Below are 19,650 nucleotides of genomic sequence, written 5' to 3' on the forward strand. Positions count from 1 at the left end.
ATCCGGAGGCGAGGAGGGCCCGTCGTGTTGCTACGCCAGGTGATCGGGAACGTGTTCCGCCGGCTGCGGCGCGAGCGGGGCATCACCCTGCGTGAGCTCGCCGAGCTGGCCCAGGTGTCGGTGCCGTACCTGTCCGAGATCGAGCGCGGCCGCAAGGAGCCGTCCTCGGAGATCCTCGCCGCGATCTGCCGGGCGCTCGAGCTCGAGCTGACCGACCTGCTGGCCGAGGTGCAGTTCGACCTGACCACCGCGGTCCGGTCCACGCTCCCGGTCCACCTCCAGACCGCCGCGATCCGGGTCGAGGACCGAGCCGCGCACCGGATCCCGTCCGGCCCGCGTGCCTACTCGTCGATCCCGACGGCGTACACACTCGTCGCGTAGAAACTCGGTCCCGGTCGGACGCCGATGCGCCTAGCCTGACCGGGTGACGCACACAAAACGCCGCCCGCCCGCGGTCCCGGGGTCGATCCCGGACGTCCTGAACATCTTCGAGTCCGAGGTGCGCTTCTACCGCGAGGTCGCGCCGTACGTCGGGGTCCGCGTGCCCGAGTGCTACCAGGCGGAGTCCGGCCCGGACGGAACGCTGCTCGTCCTGGAGGACCTGTCCGCGTGGGCACCCGGCGCCGGACCGGTCGGTGGGGCGCGGGCGCTCCGCGACCTCCATGACCGCTGGACCGGCCAGGCCCACGAACGCTGGCCATGGCTCCGACCGCTGGGCGCCGGCGCCGACCTGGTGGCGGACCTCTACGACCGCACTTGGCCCACGCTCGCCGCACGGCAGGACCTCACCGCCCCGGTCCGCGAGTTCGGCGAAGGCCTCGTCGGGAAGGTCGTCGAGGCTGAGCGCGCCGTCGCGGGGGCGGGTCCACTGACCCTCGTCCACGGGGACGCCTCCGCGCAGAACCTGCGGACGTCACCCGACGGCGAGGTCGCCTTCCTCGATTGGGAGGACATATCGGCGGCACCTGGCGTCCTCGACCTCGCCTGGTTCCTGGTGTCTTCCGTGGACCCCGCTGATTGGCCGGACGCCCTGGCCGCCTACGGACAGGCAGACGAGCTGACCGCGGTCCTGCCGTCCGTCGCAGTCCAGGGATACCTGAGCATGTCGCACCTGCCGGACGGCGCGGCCGCCGGGTGGATCGCCCGGCTGGAAGCGGCGGCGGAGATGCTGTGAAGTACGTCGTACGTTTCGAGGTGGACGATCGTGAGCTGTCCGCTCTGCACGCGGCCGCTTTCGAAGGTGAGACCGAGGTCCAGCCCTGGGCGGAGCGGCTGGACCGCTGGGCGCTCACCTGGGTCGGTGCCTTCAGCAACGATCAGCTGGTCGGGTTCGTGCAGGTGTGCTGGGACGGCGGTGCGCACGCGTTCGTGTTGGACACCGCCGTACACCCGGACCACGGCCGGCGCGGCATCGGCAGGCAGCTTGTGCTGACCGCGGCCGAGGAGGCGCGCAAGGCAGGCTGTGAATGGCTGCACGTCGACTTCGAGCCGCACCTGACCGCGTTCTACCTCGACGCCTGCGGCTTCCGGCCGACCGACGCCGGCCTGCTCAAGCTTCGATAGCGGTCAGGAACTCGGTCGCGATGCAGGACGTCAGGCAGCGTTCCTTCGCGTCGCCGAGCAGGTCCGCCGTCCACGTGGTGAACCCGCCGTCGCCGATCTCGTTGCCCGGTACGCCGAGCGCCAGCGCCGTACCGGCGTAGTAGTTCGCGCTCTTCGTCCGCTCGGTGTCCTCGGTCAGCGGCACCCCGAGCGCCGGGCGGACGGTGTCCTCGAACCGGTCCCGCAGCGCGGACTCCTTGAAGAGCGTGAACTTCAGCTCGGCCTTCTCACCCAGTACCGCGTGCCAGAAGCGGAAGTGGTCGACCAGCAGCTCCGCCTCGGTCCGGAACGACCCGCTGTCCCGCGCGCTCGACACCAGCACGAACAGCTCGAAGTGCGCCGTGAGCCCGGGCGTGTCGAACGGTTGCGCGCGTACCACCCGCTGACACGCGGCCAGGTGCACGCGTTCCGCCCCGGCGCGCCGACGTACGGCGGCCTCGATCGCCAGTTCGTTGGTGGGGTCGCTGGCGACCTCGGTGCCGCGGATCGTGCTGACGATCTGGTGCTGGTTGATCGTCGCGACCGACGAACACGTCCCGAGCGGCGCGAGCGGCGACAGCTGTACGCCGGCGAACTTCTCCGGCAGCAGCTCCCACAGCCGCTGCTGCGTCTTCACCAGTTCGCGCGGATCGACGGTCGACGGCCAGACGAACCGGTCCTGCTTCCACCGCTGCAGCAACCGCGCGGGCTTCACCTTGGCGGCCCGCTCGCGCGTCACGTCCAGCAGGACGGACTGCAGCTCGGACTGGCTCAACCCGTCGACCAGGGCGTCCCGGCTGCCCTCCGGCAGCTTCGCCCAGAACCGTTCGCTGACGTCTCCCATCGCTCTACTCTGACGGATATTCGCCGCGTGCCGCGCGGCATTTACCGGTATCGTCGAAGCATGAGCCCCCCACGTTGACGTACTGAGCGAGCGCTGCCGGCCCGGATCGTCGCGGTGAACGCGCTGCACGACTTCATCCCGCTCTATCCGCTGTACCAGCTGCTCTTCAAGGACCACGGGCTGTCGCCTGCCCAGATCTCGCTGCTGTTCGTGATCTGGTCCGCGACCGGATTCGTGCTCGAGATCCCGTCGGGCGCCTGGGCGGACTCGTTCTCGCGGCGCAAGCTGCTGATCCTCGGCGCGCTGATCAGCGGGCTCGGGTACGCCGTCTGGATCACGCTGCCGTCGTTCGCCGGGTTCGCGGCCGGATTCGTCCTGTGGGGCGCGTCGTCGGCGCTGATCTCCGGTACGTACGAAGCCTTCGTGTACGACGAACTCACCGCGCGCGGCCGTGCCGGCTTCTATCCGACGCTGCTGGGCCGTGCCCGATCCGCCGCGTTCGTGGCCAATCTGGTGGCGACCTTGATCGCGGGGCCGCTGTTCGAACTCGGCGGCCATGTCCTCGCCGGTGCGGTGAGTGTGCTGAGTTGCCTGGTCGAGGCGGCCGTCGCGTGGTCGCTGCCCGAAGCGCGCGCCGTCGACAGCGCGCGCACGGTGGGCTACGTCCACATGCTGCGGACCGGCATGTCCGAGGTTCTGACGAGTCGCGTCGTACGGCGGGCAGTCCTGCTGGTCGCGCTGCTCGGCGGATTCCTCGCGTTCGACGAGTACTTCCCGTTGTTCGCCACCGAGACCGGTGCGGCCACCGGCGTGATCCCGTTGCTGATCGCGGGCACCGTCGCCGCGCAGGCGGTCGGCGGAGCGCTCGCGGGACCGGCGTACAAGTTGCCCGTAGCAACCTTCACGCTCGGGCTGACGGCGGCCGCGGTCCTGATCGCGACCGGCGCGCTCGGCCGGTCGGCCTGGGGATTCCTGCCGATCGCGATCGGGTACGGCGTACTCCAGTTGGTGATCGTGGTGTCCGAGGCGCGGCTGCAGGACTCGATCAGCGGACCGGCGCGGGCGACCGTCACGTCGGTGTCCGGCCTGTTCTCCGAGGTGTCGGCGATCGCCGTGTACGGCGGGTTCGCGCTCGGGTCGATCTGGTTCCCGATGTCGGTGCTGCTCGCGGCGCTGACGGTGCCGGTGCTGCTGACCGGGTTCGTCGTACCGCTCGCGCTGCCGGCGCCTGGTAGTTCGGCGGAGACCGAAGCAACCGACACCTAGCCTCACAGCATGGACGCCGAGAACGTTGTACGAGCATGAGGAAACAGGACGCGTTCGCGGCCGGGGCCGCCGCGGTAACGGTGGTGTTGTGGGCGTCGGCGTTCGTCGCGATCCGGCACGTCGGCGCGGACATCTCGGCGGGTGCGCTGTCGCTCGGGCGATTGCTGGTGGGCAGCGTCGTACTCGGGATCTTCGTGTTCACGCGGCCGAGGCGCTGGCCGGGTCGGGCGGACTGGAAGTTGCTGCTGGCGTGCGGACTGCTGTGGTTCGGGGTGTACAACCTCGCGCTGAACGAGGCGGAGCGGCACCTCGACGCGGGGACGACCGCGATGCTCGTGAACATCGGGCCGCTGCTGATCGCCTTGCTGGCGGGGCTGTTCCTGCGGGAGGGGTTTCCGCGGCGGTTGGTGGTTGGGAGCCTGGTCGCGTTCGGCGGCGTGGTCGTGATCGGGCTGTCGTCGTCGCACGGGAGCGCGGAGACGTGGGGCGTGGTGCTGTGCCTGATCGCGGCGGCGGCGTACGCGATAGGTGTCGTGTCACAGAAGCCGCTGCTCGGACGTCTGCCCGCGTTGGAGGTCACGTGGTTGTCGTGCGTGATCGGCACGGTCGCTTGTCTGCCGTTCGGACCTGCGTTGGTCCGGGAGGTTCGGCCGTCGTCGGTGTGGTGGATCGTGTTCCTTGGGGCCTTCCCGACCGCGATTGCCTTCACTACCTGGGCCTATGCGTTGGCGCGGACGACCGCGGGCCGGATGGGCGCCACGACGTACCTCGTGCCGCCGCTGGCGATCTTCCTCGGCTGGCTGCTGCTCGGCGAGAGCCCGGCGCCGCTCGCGTACGCCGGCGGCGCGCTCTGCCTGGTCGGCGTCGCGATCTCGCGTTACCGGCCGAGGCCGGCGATCAAGGTGGACAGCCCCGACTCGAACCCGCTGTCGAAGTCGTAGGCGAGTCCCTCCGGGCCGAGCTCGGCGACGATACGGGTCAGCGTCGGCGCCTTCCCCGGCGGCAGGTCGCGGACGCGGGCCAGCAGATCGGGGGCGAGCTCGAACGTGTCCGCCTGGACGGACGTCTCGCCGAGCGTGAACCCGTGGATGAAGTCGACCAGCATGTTCGCGGCCTCGAAGATCTGCCGTGGCGCGAGGCCCGCGCGATCGAGCGCGCGGTAGAACGGCTCCATCGTCACCACCACGACACTCGAGACGGCGGAGGTGTCGGACAGCACCTGGAGCGCGAGGTTCGGGTGGGCGCGCAGGCCGTTCCGGTACGCGCGGGCCGCGTCCTTGAGCTGCTCGTCCCACGGCACCGCGGGACCCGGATCGGGCAGCTCGAGCTCGGCGAAGACCAGCTCCGCGAGGCCCGCGAGTACGGCGGCCTTGTTCGGCAGGTGGTGGTAGAGCGACATCGGGTTGACCTGCAGCGTCGCCGCGAGCCGGCGCATGGTCAGCGCGTCGAGGCCCTCGTCGTCGACGATCCGCAGCGCCGCGGACAGGATCGTGGTCCGGCTCAGCCGCTCCTCCCCCGCGCGCGGTCGTCCGGAGCGGTTGCCGACGTTAACCATACGCCGTATGGTACATAATCGTACAGTGTATGGATATGGGTATGGATAGGAGGACGGATGCAACCGTTGGCGGGGAAGGTGGCGCTGGTCGCCGGGGCGACCCGGGCGGCCGGGCGCGGGATCGCGGTCGAGCTCGGGGCGGCCGGTGCGACCGTGTACGTGACCGGTCGCAGTACGCGGGCGCGGCGGTCGGAGATGGACCGGCCGGAGACGATCGAGGACACCGCGGAGCTCGTCGACAAGGCCGGCGGGCGCGGGATCGCCGTACCGGTGGATCATCTGGATCCGGAGCAGGTACGGGCGCTGGTCGAGCGGATCGAGCGCGAACAGGGCGCGCTGCACATCCTGGTCAACGACATCTGGGGGCAGCACGGCGAGCCCGAGTGGGACAAGACCGTGTGGGAGAGCGACCTGGCCGGCGGGCTGCGATTGCTGGAGCTGGGCGTCAACACCCATGTGATCACCGCGCACTACGCGCTGCCGTTGCTGATCAAGTCGCCGGGCGGCCTGGTGATCGAGATGACGGACGGTACGGCCGAGTACAACGCGGAGACCTATCGGGTGTCGTTCTTCTACGACCTGGCGAAGGGCGCGGTCGGGCGGATCGCGTTCGCGTTGGCGCACGAGCTGGACAAGTACGAGGCGACCGCCGTACTGCTGTCGCCCGGGTGGTTGCGGTCGGAGGCGATGCTCGACGGGTTCGGCGTCCGCGAGGACAACTGGCGGGACGCGACGGCGCAGGTCCCGCACTTCGCGATCTCGGAGAGCCCGTCGTACGTCGGCCGTGCGGTGGCGGCGCTGGCGGCCGATCCCGGCGTACGGCGCTGGAACGGCAAGTCCACGTCGAGCGGTGAACTGGCCCAGGTGTACGACTTCACCGACCTCGACGGCAGCCGCCCGGACGCCTGGCGCTACATCGTCGAGGTAGAACACGCCGGCAAACCCGCCGACACCACGGGCTACCGCTGACTCGCTTGGGGCGGGCCGTCGTTGGCTAGAGCTTGTAGGGCCGGCAGACGTCGTCGGCGTTGTCTGTGGAGCCGACCAGCTCACCCGTCGGCGACAACGCCGCCGGCGGATGCGCGGCCGCGATCGGCACCCCCATCGCGGCCGCCAACGCCAGCACCTCCCGCCGCGACGTCACCGCCCGTGCCGGATCCCGCTCGTACACATAGGTCAACTCCGGCCGCCGCGCCTGCGCCGCATGCACGAACACGTCCCCACCGAGAATCGCCCGCTCCGTCACGACCGCCTGGTGCCCCGGCGTATGCCCCGGCGTCGGCATCAGCCGGGCCCCGCGCACTATCGCCGTACCGTCCACCACCCGCAACTGCCCAGCCTCCACCACCGGCCGGATCCGCCGCTCGTACGTCGTCCCGCCCCGCACATGCTCCAGCTCGTCCCGCTGCACGACGTACTCCGCCCGCGGAAACCCGACCCGCAGCCCGTCCGACACCCACCCCACGTGATCCAGATGCACATGCGTCAGCACCACCGCATCCACATCCTCGACCCCCACCCCCACCTGCCCCAGCAACCCCGGCAACCGCCCCGAAACCCCCAACCACTCCGCCGCCTCCCCACCCGCCGGCCCAACCCCCGCATCCACCAGCACAACCCCCGACTCCCCCACCACCAAGTAACTATGAAAATGCAACAACCACCCCTCCTCCCCCACCCCCGGCAACGCCACCTCAACCGCCTCCGGAAACACCGCCACCGCATCACACAACACAGTCACGTCCACAGCTCCTGGATATCAGGCGAGGAGCATCCAGGTTGCGAGGGTTGTCATGAGGAGGGCTATGGCGGTGTCGAGGAGTTGCCAGGCTCGGGGGCGGGTGAAGAAGGGGGTCAGTTTGCGCGAGAAGAAGCCCAGGGAGAAGAACCAGAGGAAGCTGGCGGTGACGGCGCCGAGGCCGTAGAGCCAGCGGCCGCTGGTGCCTCGTTGGTTGGCCAGGGAGCCTAGGAGTACGACGGTGTCGAGGTAGACGTGCGGGTTGAGGTACGTGAAGCCGAGGCAGGCGAGTACGACGCTGCGCAGGGCGGCGGGGGCGTGGTCCGTCAGCGTGATGGCGCCGGGGTGGAAGGCGCGTTTCGTGGCGAGGAACGCGTACGTGTAGAGGAACGCGGCGCCGCCGAACTTCGCGATGTCCAGGGCCAACTGGCTGCGGGTGAGGAGGGCGCCGAGGCCGAGGATGCCGCTGGAGATCAGCAGGGCGTCGGAGAGCGCGCAGGTGAGGACGACCGGGAGGACGTGTTCGCGGCGGAGGCCCTGGCGGAGGACGAAGGCGTTCTGGGCGCCGATCGCGACGATCAGCGACAACGACGTGACGAATCCGGCCAGGAGGGGCATGTCTCCGACCGTAAGCAGCACGCCGCCTTCAAACCAACTAAAGATTCTGAAGCACCATTAGGATTGCTTCATCATGCAGTTCGACTCGGTGCAGCTGGAGACGTTCGTGGCGGTCCTCGACGAGGGCAGCTTCGACGCGGCCGCGCGCCGGCTGAGCGTGACGCCGTCGGCGGTCAGCCAACGGATCAAGGCGCTGGAGAGCCGCCTCGGTCAGGTCGTGGTGATGCGCGGCAAGCCGGCCCGGGCGACCGCGGCGGGGGAGGCGCTGCTCCGGCTCGCGCGGCAGGTGGCGCTGCTCGAGGTCGAGGCGATCGCCGCGGTCCGCGGGACGGTCGACGCGCAGCGGATCCCGATCGCGGTGAACGCGGACTCGCTGAACAACTGGTTCCTGCCCGCGATGCTCGACCTGTCCCGCACGCACGACGCCCGGTTCCTGGTGCACCAGGAGGACGAGGAGCACTCGGCGGAGTACCTGCGCAACGGTACGGTCCTGGCCGCGGTGACCGCGGACCCGCGCCCGGTGCAGGGCTGCCGCGTCGTACCGCTGGGAAAGATGCGGTACCTCCCGCTCGCGACCCCGGAGTACGCCGAACGCTGGCTGGCCGGGAGACCGTTGCCCGAGGCCCTTGCCGAGGCGCCGATGGTGATCTTCAACGAGAAGGACGTGCTCCAGCACCGGCTGCTCCGCAAGGTCACCCGCCGGAAGCTGGATCCGCCGGCGCATGCGATCCCGGCGTCCGCGCCGTTCCACGAGGCGGTCCGGATCGGCCTCGGCTGGGGGATGATCGAGGATCAGCTGGCGGGACCCGAGCTGGCCGCGGGGCGAATGGTCAACGTTGCCCCGGGCAAATACATCGACGTGCCGCTGTACTGGCAGCACTGGAAGCTCGAGTCCGGCATCCTCGACTCGCTCACGGCCGCCGTACTGCGCGCGGCGGAGGCAGGTCTTCGGACAACGGCCGCTTCCCGGCGTTGAGCCGGTCGGATCAGTCCCAGCGCATAGCCATCGGGTTGTCGGCGGGGATCAGCCCGTCGGCCATCAGTACGGCGCTCAGCGGGTACACCAGGTCGTACAACTCGGCTGCCGCCTCATCTCCGAGCGCCCGCCACCCCTGATCCGCCAGGGCGTCGGTCGTGTCCTCGACCTGCTGCCGCAGCGCCCGCCCGTCAGCGGTCAGCGCACCTGCAGCATCGAGCAACCCCCGCGCCCGAAGATCATCGGACGCCGAAGACCACTCCTCGTCGCTCCAGCGGCGGTTGAGCTGGAAGACGTCCTTGCCCGGTCCGCCGGCCGCCGAGATCGTCACCAGCGCCTGGCACGGGCTGAGTCCGGCCGCGACCAGGGCCGCGACATGCCCGTCACCCCGCGACTCCCGCAGGATCGTGGTCGCCTGCCAGAGCACCAGCGCCGGGTCCGTTGGCCATTCCAACGATGCATTCGCGGCCGCGAGCGGCCGCCCCGCGACCGGTGCCAGCTCCGCCGCCCGCCGCGCCAGCTCGGCCGCCCGGTCGAACCTCGCGTCCGGGAACAACCGCCGTACGGCGTGATCCACCGCCGTCAGCCGGGCCGCGAGGAGTTGTTCCGGCGGCGCGTAGGTCCACGCGTCCGGGATCGACCGCGCGACCATCGCGGGATGGAAGTTGTAGAACACCGCCGCCACGAACTCCGGCCCGACCGCACCCAACGGCGCGGCACGGCACCCGAAGTAGCTCATCCACCCGCCCTTGAGCCCGAGCGCGTCCGTCGCCTGCCGAGTCTCCGGCGCGAAGTACGTGATCGCATGAAACGGCTCGAGCGCTTTCCACATCCGGCGGGCGCGATTCATGGCAACGGACGGTACATCACATGCAATCCGACGTACCCGAGCTTCGGGTGGTCGAAGGCTTCCGGGACGGTGCCGGCGATGCGGAAGCCGAGGGACTGCCAGAGGTGTACGGCGGGTTCGTTGGACTCGACGACCGCGTTGAACTGGATCGAGCGGAACCCGGTCCGCCCGGCCCACGCGATCATGTCCTCGCAGAGCGCGCGCCCGACACCGCGACCGCGGGCCGCGCCGTCGACCATGAAGCTCGCGCTCGCCACGTGCGCGCCGGGCCCGGGCCGGTTCGGGTACATGCTCGCGCTGCCGAGGACGGTGCCGTCGGCATCGACCGCGACCGTGGTCCGTGCCAACGGTGAGCTGGACGGCGACATCCACAGGGCCCGCGCCTGCTCCTCGGTGAGGTCCGGGTCGTACGTGTAGGTCTCCCGCGCGGTCACGATCTGGTGGAAGAACGGCCAGATGGCCGGCCAGTCGTCGGCGGTCGCGTTCCTGATTTCCACAGACATAGTGGGAGAAGCATCACCCGTCGTTCACCGGATGCCAAGCCGATTGCGGCTAGGCTCTCTGGGGATGAGTAGATCCGTGACCCAAGGGCTGCCGAAGTGGACCCTTGTCGTGCCCGCGCTCGCCTTCCTGGACCTCGTGGGGTCCTGGCACCGGGACCTGGGCACGGTGCTGCTGCTCCTGGTCTGTCTCGGTCTCGGCGCCGCCGTGTTCGCGGCCGTCCACCATGCCGAGGTGGTCGCGCACAAGGTCGGTGAGCCGTTCGGCACGCTGATCCTGGCGCTCGCGGTGACGGTCATCGAGGTCGCGCTGATCGTGACGCTGATGGCGTCCGGTGGCGACAAGGCCGCGTCGCTGGCCCGGGACACCGTGTTCGCCGCGGTGATGATCACCTGCAACGGCATCCTGGGCCTGGCGCTGGTGCTCGGCTCGCTGCGGCACAAGGTCCAGGTGTTCCGGGTGCAGGCTTCGTACTCCGCGCTGACCGTGATGACCGCGCTGGTCACGTTGAGCCTCGTGCTGCCGACGTTCACCACGAGCGCGGAAGGCCCGCGGTTCAGCCCGGCGCAGCTCGCGTTCGCCGGTGTGACGTCGCTGGTGCTGTACGGCGTGTTCGTGTTCATCCAGACGATCCGGCACCGCGACTACTTCCTCCCGGTCGGCGCCGACGGCGACGTCGACGAGGACGAGGACCACCATGCCGAGGCGCCGAGCACGGCGACCGCGCTGCTCAGCCTCGGGCTGCTGTTCGTCTGCCTGATCTCGGTGGTCGGCCTCGCGAAGACCGTCTCGCCGAACCTCGAGCACGCCGTCCAGTCGGCCGGCCTGCCGTTGTCCGTGGTCGGTGTCGTGATCGCGCTGCTGGTGCTGCTCCCGGAGACGATCGCGGCAGTGCGGGCCGCACTGCGCAACCGTCTCCAGACCAGCGTCAACCTGGCGCTCGGCTCAGCACTGGCCAGTATCGGCCTGACCATCCCCGCGATCGCGCTCGCCTCGATCTGGCTGACGGGCCCGCTCGTCCTCGGGCTCGGCGGCAAGGAGATGGTGCTGTTCGCGCTGACTGTCGTGACCGGCATCATCACGCTCTCGACCGGTCGCGCCACGCTGTTGCAGGGCGCCGTTCACCTCGCGGTGTTCAGCGCGTTCCTGTTCCTTGCGGTAAGCCCCTGAGGTAGGCGGCCACCGCGTCCTGGTGGTTGTGTTCGGCCCAGCTGAGCGCGTTGCCGTGGTAGTTCGGGTCGCGCAGTTCCGGGTCGGCGCCGAGCTCGATCAGCTTCCGGACCGTCTCCAGGTGACCGCTGATCGCGGCCCGGTGGATCGGCGCGGCCCCGTTGACGACCCGGCTCAGGTCGTACCCGAGTCGCTGCAGCGGCTCCATCGCCTCGGTCCGCCCGTCCTCGGCGGCCCGGACCGGAAGCCGGCGGTACCGGGCCACCGCACGGGCCGCCAGCGCGGGATCGACGTCGCGCACCTCGCCGCGCATCGCGGCGGCGTACACCTCGTGGAGCTCGTCCAACGGCCTCGCGCCCCGCGCGCGGAGCAGCTCGGCGATCTCCGTATGCCCCTGGACGGCGGCAAGCTCGTACGGGCGTTCGCCGCTGAAGCCGGGGTGCTGCGTTCCGGTCCCCTCCGGGTCGGTGCCCTGGGCAAGGACCAGCTCGACGCGATGGAGCAGACCGGCCATCGACGCGAACACCAGCTCGTCCTCGAGCAACTGCTGCGGGGTCGGGTGCGCCGTCGTCATCCGCTCGTGCCACGGCCCGCCGTCACCACGGCCGAGTCCGTACTCCAGCAGCAGCTCCAGGTGCACATCGTCGTACGGCGGGGGACACCCGGGACCGCAGTTGTACATGGTCTGGCTGTCGTTGGGATCGGCGCCCGCGTCGAGGAGCAGCCGCGCCAGGTCGACGCGCTGGCGGTGCGGCGGCTGATCGCCCTCGCCGCGGCCGAACACGCCGGTGAGGGCGGTGAACGGTGACGGCATGCCCTGCCAGAGGTAGCCGGCGTTCGGGTCGGCGCCGTTCTGGAGAAGGTTGTGGGCAATCTCGAGCTGATGTGGAGCCTCGAGCCGGCTGTAGGTGAGGTAGAGCAGCGGCTCCCAGCGGTACGGTCCGCCCTCGACGCCCGCCTGCGAGTAGTCGATGTCGGTGTCGCCGGCCACGACCTGCGTATAGATGTTGCTCTGGGCAATGTCCGGGAAGCGTTCCAGCAGGTCGCGCGCGGACCGTTGCCGGGCCGGGTCGTCCTCCCCGTAGTGCAGCGTCGCGAGCCGGAGGAACTCGTCGGCGCGTTGCTCCGGCGTGTCCAGCGGTCCGCCGACGGACTGCCGGTGCGGCGAGCGGCTGTAGCGGTCCACGAGTTCGAGATGCCGCACGATCCGCGGCCAGCTGGGGAATCCGTAGCTGCGGGCGACCACCAGCTGCGCGTCCGCCAGTGTCTGCACGGGATGGAACTCGGCCGCCAGCGCGACGGCTTCGCTGTCCTGAGCGCGCACACCCCTGAGCAGGGCTTTGGCCTGACCGCGCAGGTGCTCGAGGTTCGGGTCGTCCGGAAGGTGTCGGGTCGGCATCGCCGACCTCCTCTCTACGAGCCTGCTGTCCGCGTCGTCAGGCGAGAAAGGAGGTCAAACTCTTCCCAGGTGGAGCAACTCAGGTGGGCTGTGCCCTTCCCGCGGACCGGTGGCACCCTGAGCGCCTACGCCCGAGAGTAGCTCACCGCGGCTTCTCCATCCACCACTCGGTGAACTCGAACGCCCGGTCCTTGTCCAGCCGGATCACCCAGAGGTTGCTGAACTCGCCCGGCGGATTCGTCAGGTACGTCGTCCAGCCCCGGACGAAGGCCACACCGTCGCCGAACCCCAGCACCTCGTACTCGAACGTCGTCTCGCCAGGCGCGTCCGCGAGGTCGATCCAGGCCTCGACGATCGCGTCCTGCCCCGCAACCGGCGGCTCGTCCGGCCGCCGGTACCAGACGGCGTCCGCGGTCCAGAGCGCGGCGATGTCCTTCGGGTCGTTGGTCTCCCACGCCTTCCGGTACTGCTGCACCCAGCGGTCGAGGTCCTTCTCCTTCATCCGATCCGCCGGCCGTTGAGGACCACCGCCGCGGGGCGCGCCAGTACGCCGGGGTGCTCGCGCGGGTCCGCGTCGTACGTGACGAGGTTGCCGGCGCCGGTCAGCCCGAGGTACGCCTGCGCGCCGGTAGACGCCGCGGTGATTGCCTGCTCGACGGTCAGCCCGTGCTTGACCAGCATGTCGATCTCGCCCGCGACCGTGCCGACCACGTCGGATCCGGTCAGCACGTGTACGCCGTACCGCTCGGCCAGCGGGAGGACGGACGCGAGGTACGCCGACCGCTCCTCGCGGCGCGCCTTCCGCTCGGGGGTCTCGTCCGGGCCCGGGCTGACCGAGGCGCTCAGCGTCGGGGTCCACGCGCCGCCGCGGGCGCCGAGGACCTCCAGGTCCTGCTCGGTCAGCGCCGTACCGTGTTCGACCGAGTCGATGCCTGCCTCGATCAGGCCGGTCACGTGGTCGGTGTTGACGTGGGCCGCAACCCGGGCGTTGCGGGAGTGGGCCAGCTCGACCATCGCGGCGACCAGGTCGAGGTCGTACGTCGGGCTGATCTTGCTGCCCCGGATCGGGCCGTCCGGGCCGACCTCCGGGAAGTCGCCGACGAGCTTGAGCCAGGTCGCGCCGTCGGCGATCTCGGCCTCGACCGCGGCCAGCAGGTCCTCCGGGGCGACCGGTTCGTAGGCCCGCGGGAAGTACGCGCCGGCCGGGGCGAGGAACCGGCCGGCCGCGAGCACGAGCGGCCGGCCGTCGTCCGCGTCCCGGGCGAGCCGGAGCGTGACGTCGCGGTTGCCGCCGACGTCGCGGAGCGCGCTCACGCCGGCGCCCGCCAGCTCGGCCAGCCGGTCGGCGGCGAAGTCCTCGCCGCGCAGCACCGGCCCGTCCGGTGTCGCGTCGAAGGTCAGGTGGCAATGCGAGTCGACCAGACCGGGTACGGCGTACCGGCCGGGCAGCTGTTCGCCGGCCGGATCCGCGCCGAACGTCAGGCGGGTGCTGTCGCCGGTGGGAAGCACGGTTCCTTCGAAGACCCAGGTCGTCATTCCCCCATCGTGCCCCAGATCACGTCCAGCTCGACTTGAACATGTTCAAAACTTCGGCGTACCGTCAGGGTCACAAGGATTTGAACGTGTTCAAGACGTGGGGTGGATGATGGACATGACAGTCACGACCTACCTGCTCTACCTGCTGATCGCGGTGCCGCTGACGATCTGGGTGGCCCGGACGCTGAGCCGGTACGGGCGGATCTTCCTGGTCGACGTGTTCCACGGGAACGAGGACATCGCGGGCGCGGTGAACAAGCTGCTGGTGGTCGGGTTCTACCTGCTCAACCTCGGCTTCGTGACGCTGTTCCTGCGCAGCGGGACGCCGGTCGAGGACGCCAGCGGGATCTTCGAGCAGCTCAGCGTGAAGCTCGGGATCGTGATGCTCGTGCTCGGCGTGGTGCACCTGACGAACGTGTGGATCTTCAACAAGATCCGCAACCGCAGCAAGCTCGACACGATGACCCGCCCGCCGGTGCCGCCGAACGACAACGTCGCTCCGCTGACGATGACCGAGCAGGTCGCGCGGTACGGGTATTGAAGGCCGCCGGGCCGTGCGTGAACTGACAGTGCTGTACGACGCCGAATGCCCGCTGTGCCGCCGCTTCACCAGGTGGCTGGCCGGACAGCGGCCGGCGCCGGACGGGTACGGCGGGGTGGTGCGGTTGCGGTTCGTCGCGGCGGGGTCGGCGAACGCGCGGGCGCGCTACCCCGCGCTCGACCACGCGGCGACGCTGCGCGACATCACCGTGGTCGCGGACGACGGGTCCGTGTACGTCGGCGACCGGGCGTGGATCGTCTGCCTGTGGGCCACGGGGGAGCACAGGCACACCGCGGTCCTGCTCTCGAGTCCGGCGATGCGGCCCGTGGCGCGGGCGATGGTGCAGGCCGCGGCTGGGCTGCGGCGGTTGACGGGAGGTGATTACGCTGACGGGTGTGACGGACGGTGCGACCGCGAAGGGCGAGCAGACGCGTGAGCTGATCCTGACGACGGCGCTGCGGCTGTTCCGGGAGCAGGGGTACGGCAAGACCACGATGCGGGCGATCGCCAACGAGGCGGGCGTTTCGGTCGGGAACGCGTACTACTACTACGGTTCCAAGGACCACCTGATGCAGGCGTACTACGACCTGCTCCAGGAGCAGCACCGCGTCGCGGTCGAGCCGGTGCTCGCGGCCGAGGAGGCGTTCGTACCGCGGATGACCGGCGTACTGCGGACCTGGCTCGAGGTGGCTGCGCCGTACCACGAGTTCGCCGGCACGTTCTTCAAGACGGCGGCCGATCCGAAGAGCCCGTTGTCGCCGTTCAGTGACGAGTCGCGCCCGGCGCGGGACGCGAGCGTGGAGATCTTCCGGCAGGTCGTGGACGGGTCGGACCTGAAGCTGCCGGCCGATCTGCGGTCGGAGTTGCCCGAGCTGCTGTGGCTGTTCCAGATGGGGATCGTGCTGTTCTGGGTACACGACCAGTCCGAGGACGTACGACGTACCCGCGCGCTGATCACGCGCGCCGTACCGTTGCTGGATCGGCTGTTGCGGCTGACCCGGATTCCTGGGGTGCGCGGTGTCACCAAGGATGTTGTGGCACTCATCCACTCGATCAAGCCGTAGCGGCTACTCGTCCACTCGATCAAGCCGTAGCGGCTACTCGCCGGTGGCGCCGTCGAGGCGTTCGCGGAGGAGGTCGGCGTGGCCGTTGTGGCGGGAGTACTCCTCGATCAGGTGGATGTAGAGGTAGCGGAGCGAGTACTGCCCGTCGTGGCCGGGGCGGACGAACGTGTCGTCGAGGGAGTAGTTCGCGGCGAGCTCGTCGGAGAGCCGGACGATCGCGCGGTGGTCGGCGAGGTCCTGTTCGGCCTGCTCGGGCGTGACCAGGTCGAAGTCGCCGTCGGGGTGTGCCGCGGTCCAGTGCTTCGGCGGTGAGTCGTGGCCGGCGAGGGCGCGGTGGAACCAGTACTTCTCGACCTCGCTCAGATGCCGGACCAGACCGATCAGCGACAGGCTCGACGGGTCGGCGGTACGCCGTGCCAGCTGGTCGCCGGTCAGGCCGGAGACCTTCCATAGCAGCGTGCCGCGGTGGTAGTCGAGGAAGCCCTGCAGGAGCGTACGTTCGTCGGCCGCGGTGGGCGGGTCCACACGGAAGTCGGTCACGTGCCGAAGGTACCCGTGTGACGTGGGTCCTGGGGATAATTCGACCGGTCGCACCCACCGGTGCCGTAGACTGTTCGTGACGGCCCGCCCAGTTCTGCCTCGGGCCGGTGAGCGCGATGACTTTGCGCCAGCAGTCGACCACCACGCGCCGCGGCCCCACCGGCCGCGCCGGGCAGGACGACCCCCGAACTTTTGGAGTACTTCTATGGCGGCCCGCCGCCCCACGCACAATCAACCCACGTCCCAGAACCGCAAGCCCGCGACCGACGCCGCGCGCCCGGCCACTTCGCGCACCGAGTCTTCGCGCACTGAGTCTGCGCGGACCGGCGCCGCGCGCACGGGTGCTTCCCGTGCCGTGTCCTCGCGGGCCGGCGCCGCGCGTACCGAGTCCTCGCGGACCGGAGTCGCGCGTACCGGTGCGCCGCGTCGGCGGCGCCGGTCCGGTGCGGCTCGCGACGCGCAGTCCGCCGGCCGCGTCGACGTTGCTGTGAGCAACGATCTGGAGACCCTCGGCGACGACGTCGTCGAGACAGTTGCCGACGACAACCGTACGTTCGCGGACCTCGGCGTACCCACGGCGCTCGTGACCGCGCTGGCCGCGGCCGGCGTGCACAAGCCGTTCCCGATCCAGGCGGCGACGCTGCCGGATTCGCTGGCCGGCAAGGACGTTCTCGGCCGCGGCCGGACCGGTTCCGGCAAGACGTACGCGTTCGTGCTTCCGGTGCTCGCGCGACTCGCCGCGAGCGGTACCAAGCGCCGGCCGAACCAGCCGCGCGCGCTGATCCTCGCGCCGACCCGTGAGCTCGCGACCCAGATCCAGGCGTCGATCACGCCGCTCGCCGACAAGCTCGGGCTGCGCTCGATGACGATCTTCGGCGGCGTCGGCCACGGCCCGCAGATCAGCGGCCTGCGGAAGGGCGCCGACATCGTCGTCGCCTGCCCCGGGCGGCTGGAGGACCACGTCCAGGCCGGGCACGCGAAGCTCGGCGCGGTGGAGATCACCGTGCTCGACGAGGCCGACCACATGGCGGACCTCGGCTTCCTGCCCGCCGTACGGCGGATCCTCGACCTGACTCCGGCCACCGCCCAGCGGTTGCTGTTCTCGGCGACGCTGGACGCCGGGGTCGACGTTCTCGTCCGGCGGTTCATGACCGATCCGGTCACGCACAGCGTCGACTCGGCGCGGTCGCCGGTCGCGAAGATGACGCACCACGTGCTGCACGTGCGGTCGGATTCGCGGCTGCCGGTGCTGGTGGATCTGACCGCCGCGCCTGGTCGTTCGCTGGTGTTCACGCGGACGAAGTACGGCGCGAAGGCGCTGACGAAGAAGCTGATCGCCCAGGGTGTGCCCGCGGTCGAGCTGCACGGGAACCTGTCGCAGGGCGCCCGTACCAGGAACCTCGAGGCGTTCGCGGACGGTACGGCGCGCACGCTGGTCGCGACGGACATCGCGGCGCGCGGGATCCACGTCGACGGTGTCACGCTGGTCATCCACGCCGACCCGCCGGTCGAACACAAGGCCTACCTGCACCGCTCCGGCCGCACCGCCCGGGCCGGCGCCGAGGGCACGGTCGTCACGCTGATGACCGACGACCAGGTCCGCGACGTCCGCGACCTCACCCGCAAGGCGGGCATCACGCCCACCACCACCAAACTCGATCCCGGCCACCCGTTGCTGACGGAGCTGGCCCCCGGCGACCGCACGTACGTCGCCCCCGCCCCGAAGGAATCCCCCACCAAGCAACAGTCCACGAGCAGCCCCTCCGGCCGACGCTCCTCCCGGCGCTCCGGCTCCAACCGTTCCGCAGGCACCCGCGGCGGAGCCACCCAAGCAGCGGCACCCACCCACCCCAACACCGGCGGCGCCAACACCGCCCGCCCGGAGAACAGCCGCCCTGGCAGCTCCAACCGCCGCCGCCGCCGCGGCGGCCGCCGCCGCTCACCCGGCCAGCAAGCCGCCTGAACCACGCAGTACGCGCAGGCGCTCGCTGCCTGAACCACGAGGACGACCAACCGGAGCCTGCCTGGACACGGTGGGGCGACCGACCAGAGCCTGCCTGGACACGGTGGGGCGACCGGCCGGAGGCTGCCTGCATCCACTTGCCTGCCCCGGCGCAGCTGGGGCGGGCTATTGTTTGGTGGGCTGACGGAGAGGGTGATGATGCGGGTTCGTACGGTGCTGAACGATCTGGTGCCCGGGGCGCTGGGGATTACCGACTCGCATGATCACCTGTTCTTCCGGTCGGCCGCGTTGCCGGCCGATCAGGTGCTGGACGACGGGGAGGCGGCGGTCGCCGAGGTGCGGGCGTTTGCGGATGCCGGCGGGCAAGCGGTCGTGCAGTGGACGCCCCACTGCCTGAACCGGCGGGCCGACCTGCTGCCGAGCATCTCCACCCGCACCGGCGTAGCGATCGTCGCCGCGACCGGGCTGCACCGGCGCGAGCACTACCCGGACGGGTACGTCGACAAGGTCTACGACCAGCTCGCCGAGATCTTCGTCCGCGAGCTGACCACCGGGATCGCCGGCACCCAGGTCCGGGCGGGCCTGATCAAGGTCGCCGGCGGCTTCCACGTCCTCGACGCGCACGCGGAACACGTGATGCGCGCCGCCGCCGAGGCCCACCACGCCACCAACGCCCCGATCGCCGTCCACCACGAGCTCGGTTCCGCCGCCGACGCCGTACTCGAGCTGCTCGTCGACAAGCTCGACGTGCACCCGGGCGCCGTCATCCTCGGCCACCTGAACCGCTTCCCCGACCACCGCGCCCACCTCGACCTGGCCCGTCGCGGCGCCTGGCTCGCGTTCGACGGACCGTCGCGGGCGAACAACGCGACAGACCCGCACCTGATGGACTGCCTCGCCGCGTTGATCGACGCCGGGTACGCCGACCGCCTGCTGCTCGGCGGTGACACCACCACGGCCCGCGCCCGCGCCGCCTCCGGCGAAGGCCCCGGCATGCCGTACCTGCTCACCCACCTCCGCCCGCGGATCACGCAGTACTTCGGCGCCGACGTCGCCGACGCGGTGTTCCGGAGCAACCCGGCGCGTGCCTTCGCGACGGATTGGCGCGGGTAGCGGTACCTTCCCCGCATGAGCGTGATCGCGCAGATCTTCGTCGTCGTCGCGGGGCTGTTCCACCTGGTCGTGTTCGCCATGGAGAGCCTGCTGTTCCGCAAGCCGAGCACGTACGGCCGGTTCCTGGTGAAGGAGCACGAGGTCGAGGCCGCGCGCCCGTGGGCCTTCAACCAGGGGTTCTACAACCTGTTCCTGGCGATCGGTGCGCTCGGCGGGCTGGTCTGGGGCGGCGACAAGGGGCACGCGATCGCGCTCTTCGCGTGTGCGTGCATGGCCGGTGCCGGCGTCGTACTGATCGCCTCCGACCGCCGGATGGCCCGCGCCGCGGCCACCCAGGCCGTGCCGCCGATCGTCGCGCTCGTGCTCGCCGCGGTGCTGTAGTTGACTTAAAGCGC

24 protein-coding genes are annotated in these 19,650 nt (G+C 70.4%); 14 read left to right on the forward strand and 10 right to left on the reverse strand.

The genetic code is table 11. From position 1 onward, the window contains the following. Nucleotides 1-24: 24 nt before the first annotated feature. The 3 genes from ACQHIV_RS31460 to ACQHIV_RS31470 are packed head-to-tail and all read left to right on the forward strand — an operon-like array spanning nucleotide 25 to nucleotide 1,563. Nucleotides 25-381, forward strand: a complete 357-nt coding sequence (locus ACQHIV_RS31460; RefSeq protein ID WP_427887478.1) for a helix-turn-helix domain-containing protein — start codon at nucleotides 25-27, stop codon at nucleotides 379-381. Between the two features lie 43 nt (nucleotides 382-424). Further along, nucleotides 425-1,174 carry a phosphotransferase family protein gene (locus tag ACQHIV_RS31465; RefSeq protein ID WP_427887479.1) on the forward strand — a complete coding sequence of 250 codons (750 nt, stop codon included), beginning with the start codon at nucleotides 425-427 and terminating at the stop codon, nucleotides 1,172-1,174. After that, nucleotides 1,171-1,563 carry a GNAT family N-acetyltransferase gene (locus ACQHIV_RS31470; protein WP_427887480.1) on the forward strand — a complete coding sequence of 131 codons (393 nt, stop codon included), beginning with the start codon at nucleotides 1,171-1,173 and terminating at the stop codon, nucleotides 1,561-1,563. Before ACQHIV_RS31465 ends, ACQHIV_RS31470 begins: the two co-directional genes overlap by 4 nt. Here ACQHIV_RS31470 and ACQHIV_RS31475 read toward each other — a convergent pair. Continuing rightward, nucleotides 1,550-2,425: a hypothetical protein gene (locus tag ACQHIV_RS31475; protein ID WP_427887481.1), complete on the reverse strand. Its 876-nt coding sequence runs from the start codon at nucleotides 2,423-2,425 to the stop codon at nucleotides 1,550-1,552. The genes ACQHIV_RS31470 and ACQHIV_RS31475 overlap by 14 nt on opposite strands. A gap of 114 nt (nucleotides 2,426-2,539) precedes the next feature. Here ACQHIV_RS31475 and ACQHIV_RS31480 point away from each other — a divergent pair, with 114 nt between their 5' ends. Both ACQHIV_RS31480 and ACQHIV_RS31485 read left to right on the forward strand, forming a co-directional pair. Next, nucleotides 2,540-3,691 (forward strand): MFS transporter, encoded by a 1,152-nt coding sequence (locus tag ACQHIV_RS31480; RefSeq protein WP_427887482.1) that lies wholly within the window; start codon nucleotides 2,540-2,542, stop codon nucleotides 3,689-3,691. Nucleotides 3,692-3,726: 35 nt separating this feature from the next. Next, nucleotides 3,727-4,632 (forward strand): DMT family transporter, encoded by a 906-nt coding sequence (locus ACQHIV_RS31485; protein ID WP_427887483.1) that lies wholly within the window; start codon nucleotides 3,727-3,729, stop codon nucleotides 4,630-4,632. Here the strand turns inward: ACQHIV_RS31485 and ACQHIV_RS31490 are convergent. After that, complete coding sequence (locus tag ACQHIV_RS31490; RefSeq protein ID WP_427887484.1) at nucleotides 4,569-5,246, reverse strand: TetR/AcrR family transcriptional regulator C-terminal domain-containing protein; 678 nt, start codon at nucleotides 5,244-5,246, stop codon at nucleotides 4,569-4,571. The two genes, ACQHIV_RS31485 and ACQHIV_RS31490, sit on opposite strands and share 64 nt — an antisense overlap. 57 nt (nucleotides 5,247-5,303) lie before the next feature. On the opposite strand from ACQHIV_RS31490, the gene ACQHIV_RS31495 reads away from it, so the two are divergent. Continuing rightward, entirely contained in the window at nucleotides 5,304-6,215 is a 912-nt protein-coding gene (locus tag ACQHIV_RS31495; protein WP_427887485.1) for an SDR family oxidoreductase, read from the forward strand. Nucleotides 6,216-6,240: 25 nt separating this feature from the next. Here ACQHIV_RS31495 and ACQHIV_RS31500 read toward each other — a convergent pair whose 3' ends face one another. Continuing rightward, nucleotides 6,241-6,993 carry an MBL fold metallo-hydrolase gene (locus ACQHIV_RS31500; protein WP_427887486.1) on the reverse strand — a complete coding sequence of 251 codons (753 nt, stop codon included), beginning with the start codon at nucleotides 6,991-6,993 and terminating at the stop codon, nucleotides 6,241-6,243. 12 nt (nucleotides 6,994-7,005) lie between these two features. Then, nucleotides 7,006-7,602, reverse strand: coding sequence for a LysE/ArgO family amino acid transporter (locus ACQHIV_RS31505; RefSeq protein WP_427887487.1), 597 nt, complete (start codon nucleotides 7,600-7,602; stop codon nucleotides 7,006-7,008). A gap of 73 nt (nucleotides 7,603-7,675) precedes the next feature. Here ACQHIV_RS31505 and ACQHIV_RS31510 point away from each other — a divergent pair, with 73 nt between their 5' ends. Beyond that, nucleotides 7,676-8,578 (forward strand): LysR family transcriptional regulator ArgP, encoded by a 903-nt coding sequence (locus ACQHIV_RS31510; RefSeq protein ID WP_427887488.1) that lies wholly within the window; start codon nucleotides 7,676-7,678, stop codon nucleotides 8,576-8,578. Nucleotides 8,579-8,588: 10 nt separating this feature from the next. Here ACQHIV_RS31510 and ACQHIV_RS31515 read toward each other — a convergent pair whose 3' ends face one another. Further along, nucleotides 8,589-9,428, reverse strand: coding sequence for an SCO6745 family protein (locus tag ACQHIV_RS31515; RefSeq protein WP_427887489.1), 840 nt, complete (start codon nucleotides 9,426-9,428; stop codon nucleotides 8,589-8,591). Beyond that, a complete protein-coding gene (locus tag ACQHIV_RS31520) occupies nucleotides 9,425-9,925 on the reverse strand; it encodes an N-acetyltransferase family protein (RefSeq protein WP_427887490.1) in 501 nt (166 codons plus the stop codon). The genes ACQHIV_RS31515 and ACQHIV_RS31520 overlap by 4 nt, the downstream gene beginning before the upstream one ends. Before the next feature lie 70 nt (nucleotides 9,926-9,995). Here ACQHIV_RS31520 and ACQHIV_RS31525 point away from each other — a divergent pair, with 70 nt between their 5' ends. Beyond that, nucleotides 9,996-11,099: a calcium:proton antiporter gene (locus ACQHIV_RS31525; protein ID WP_427887491.1), complete on the forward strand. Its 1,104-nt coding sequence runs from the start codon at nucleotides 9,996-9,998 to the stop codon at nucleotides 11,097-11,099. Here ACQHIV_RS31525 and ACQHIV_RS31530 read toward each other — a convergent pair. The 3 genes from ACQHIV_RS31530 to ACQHIV_RS31540 all read right to left on the reverse strand — a co-directional run bounded on the left by ACQHIV_RS31530 (nucleotide 11,065) and on the right by ACQHIV_RS31540 (nucleotide 14,034). Beyond that, nucleotides 11,065-12,498 (reverse strand): ankyrin repeat domain-containing protein, encoded by a 1,434-nt coding sequence (locus ACQHIV_RS31530; protein WP_427887492.1) that lies wholly within the window; start codon nucleotides 12,496-12,498, stop codon nucleotides 11,065-11,067. The genes ACQHIV_RS31525 and ACQHIV_RS31530 overlap by 35 nt on opposite strands. 142 nt (nucleotides 12,499-12,640) lie before the next feature. Then, on the reverse strand, nucleotides 12,641-13,000 hold the full coding sequence (locus ACQHIV_RS31535) for a YybH family protein (RefSeq protein WP_427887493.1): 360 nt from the start codon (nucleotides 12,998-13,000) through the stop codon (nucleotides 12,641-12,643). Then, the gene (locus ACQHIV_RS31540) at nucleotides 12,997-14,034 is read right to left on the reverse strand and encodes an amidohydrolase family protein (RefSeq protein ID WP_427887494.1); all 1,038 of its coding nucleotides are present in this window, start codon (nucleotides 14,032-14,034) and stop codon (nucleotides 12,997-12,999) included. Before ACQHIV_RS31540 ends, ACQHIV_RS31535 begins: the two co-directional genes overlap by 4 nt. A 115-nt stretch (nucleotides 14,035-14,149) precedes the next feature. On the opposite strand from ACQHIV_RS31540, the gene ACQHIV_RS31545 reads away from it, so the two are divergent. From ACQHIV_RS31545 to ACQHIV_RS31555, 3 genes are read left to right on the forward strand one after another with little or no spacing between them, the layout of a single operon-like run. Beyond that, a complete protein-coding gene (locus tag ACQHIV_RS31545) occupies nucleotides 14,150-14,575 on the forward strand; it encodes a hypothetical protein (protein WP_427887495.1) in 426 nt (141 codons plus the stop codon). Nucleotides 14,576-14,588: 13 nt separating this feature from the next. Beyond that, nucleotides 14,589-15,011 carry a thiol-disulfide oxidoreductase DCC family protein gene (locus ACQHIV_RS31550; protein WP_427887496.1) on the forward strand — a complete coding sequence of 141 codons (423 nt, stop codon included), beginning with the start codon at nucleotides 14,589-14,591 and terminating at the stop codon, nucleotides 15,009-15,011. Continuing rightward, on the forward strand, nucleotides 14,971-15,639 hold the full coding sequence (locus ACQHIV_RS31555; protein WP_427887497.1) for a TetR family transcriptional regulator: 669 nt from the start codon (nucleotides 14,971-14,973) through the stop codon (nucleotides 15,637-15,639). Before ACQHIV_RS31550 ends, ACQHIV_RS31555 begins: the two co-directional genes overlap by 41 nt. Before the next feature lie 33 nt (nucleotides 15,640-15,672). On the opposite strand, the gene ACQHIV_RS31560 is transcribed toward ACQHIV_RS31555, so the two are convergent. Continuing rightward, nucleotides 15,673-16,179 (reverse strand): DinB family protein, encoded by a 507-nt coding sequence (locus ACQHIV_RS31560; protein WP_427887498.1) that lies wholly within the window; start codon nucleotides 16,177-16,179, stop codon nucleotides 15,673-15,675. Between the two features lie 355 nt (nucleotides 16,180-16,534). On the opposite strand from ACQHIV_RS31560, the gene ACQHIV_RS31565 reads away from it, so the two are divergent. The 3 genes from ACQHIV_RS31565 to ACQHIV_RS31575 all read left to right on the forward strand — a co-directional run bounded on the left by ACQHIV_RS31565 (nucleotide 16,535) and on the right by ACQHIV_RS31575 (nucleotide 19,636). Then, a complete protein-coding gene (locus ACQHIV_RS31565) occupies nucleotides 16,535-18,142 on the forward strand; it encodes a DEAD/DEAH box helicase (RefSeq protein WP_427887499.1) in 1,608 nt (535 codons plus the stop codon). Between the two features lie 195 nt (nucleotides 18,143-18,337). After that, nucleotides 18,338-19,255 (forward strand): phosphotriesterase family protein, encoded by a 918-nt coding sequence (locus tag ACQHIV_RS31570; protein ID WP_427887500.1) that lies wholly within the window; start codon nucleotides 18,338-18,340, stop codon nucleotides 19,253-19,255. Between the two features lie 15 nt (nucleotides 19,256-19,270). Beyond that, nucleotides 19,271-19,636 carry a DUF1304 domain-containing protein gene (locus ACQHIV_RS31575; protein ID WP_427887501.1) on the forward strand — a complete coding sequence of 122 codons (366 nt, stop codon included), beginning with the start codon at nucleotides 19,271-19,273 and terminating at the stop codon, nucleotides 19,634-19,636. Nucleotides 19,637-19,650: the final 14 nt, after the last annotated feature.

It is taken from the genome of Kribbella polygonati (assembly GCF_050320105.1).
Classification (GTDB): domain Bacteria; phylum Actinomycetota; class Actinomycetes; order Propionibacteriales; family Kribbellaceae; genus Kribbella.

Excerpts from the sequence above, each read along its gene's own strand:
- ACQHIV_RS31475 (WP_427887481.1), bottom strand. The coding sequence starts at position 2,425 with ATGGGAGACGTCAGCGAACGGTTCTGGGCGAAGCTGCCGGAGGGCAGC.
- ACQHIV_RS31485 (WP_427887483.1), top strand. The coding sequence starts at position 3,727 with ATGAGGAAACAGGACGCGTTCGCGGCCGGGGCCGCCGCGGTAACGGTG.
- ACQHIV_RS31490 (WP_427887484.1), bottom strand. The coding sequence starts at position 5,246 with ATGGTTAACGTCGGCAACCGCTCCGGACGACCGCGCGCGGGGGAGGAG.
- ACQHIV_RS31495 (WP_427887485.1), top strand. The coding sequence starts at position 5,304 with ATGCAACCGTTGGCGGGGAAGGTGGCGCTGGTCGCCGGGGCGACCCGG.
- ACQHIV_RS31505 (WP_427887487.1), bottom strand. The coding sequence starts at position 7,602 with ATGCCCCTCCTGGCCGGATTCGTCACGTCGTTGTCGCTGATCGTCGCG.
- ACQHIV_RS31510 (WP_427887488.1), top strand. The coding sequence starts at position 7,676 with ATGCAGTTCGACTCGGTGCAGCTGGAGACGTTCGTGGCGGTCCTCGAC.
- ACQHIV_RS31515 (WP_427887489.1), bottom strand. The coding sequence starts at position 9,428 with ATGAATCGCGCCCGCCGGATGTGGAAAGCGCTCGAGCCGTTTCATGCG.
- ACQHIV_RS31525 (WP_427887491.1), top strand. The coding sequence starts at position 9,996 with ATGAGTAGATCCGTGACCCAAGGGCTGCCGAAGTGGACCCTTGTCGTG.
- ACQHIV_RS31530 (WP_427887492.1), bottom strand. The coding sequence starts at position 12,498 with ATGCCGACCCGACACCTTCCGGACGACCCGAACCTCGAGCACCTGCGC.
- ACQHIV_RS31535 (WP_427887493.1), bottom strand. The coding sequence starts at position 13,000 with ATGAAGGAGAAGGACCTCGACCGCTGGGTGCAGCAGTACCGGAAGGCG.
- ACQHIV_RS31540 (WP_427887494.1), bottom strand. The coding sequence starts at position 14,034 with ATGACGACCTGGGTCTTCGAAGGAACCGTGCTTCCCACCGGCGACAGC.
- ACQHIV_RS31545 (WP_427887495.1), top strand. The coding sequence starts at position 14,150 with ATGACAGTCACGACCTACCTGCTCTACCTGCTGATCGCGGTGCCGCTG.
- ACQHIV_RS31570 (WP_427887500.1), top strand. The coding sequence starts at position 18,338 with ATGATGCGGGTTCGTACGGTGCTGAACGATCTGGTGCCCGGGGCGCTG.
- ACQHIV_RS31575 (WP_427887501.1), top strand. The coding sequence starts at position 19,271 with ATGAGCGTGATCGCGCAGATCTTCGTCGTCGTCGCGGGGCTGTTCCAC.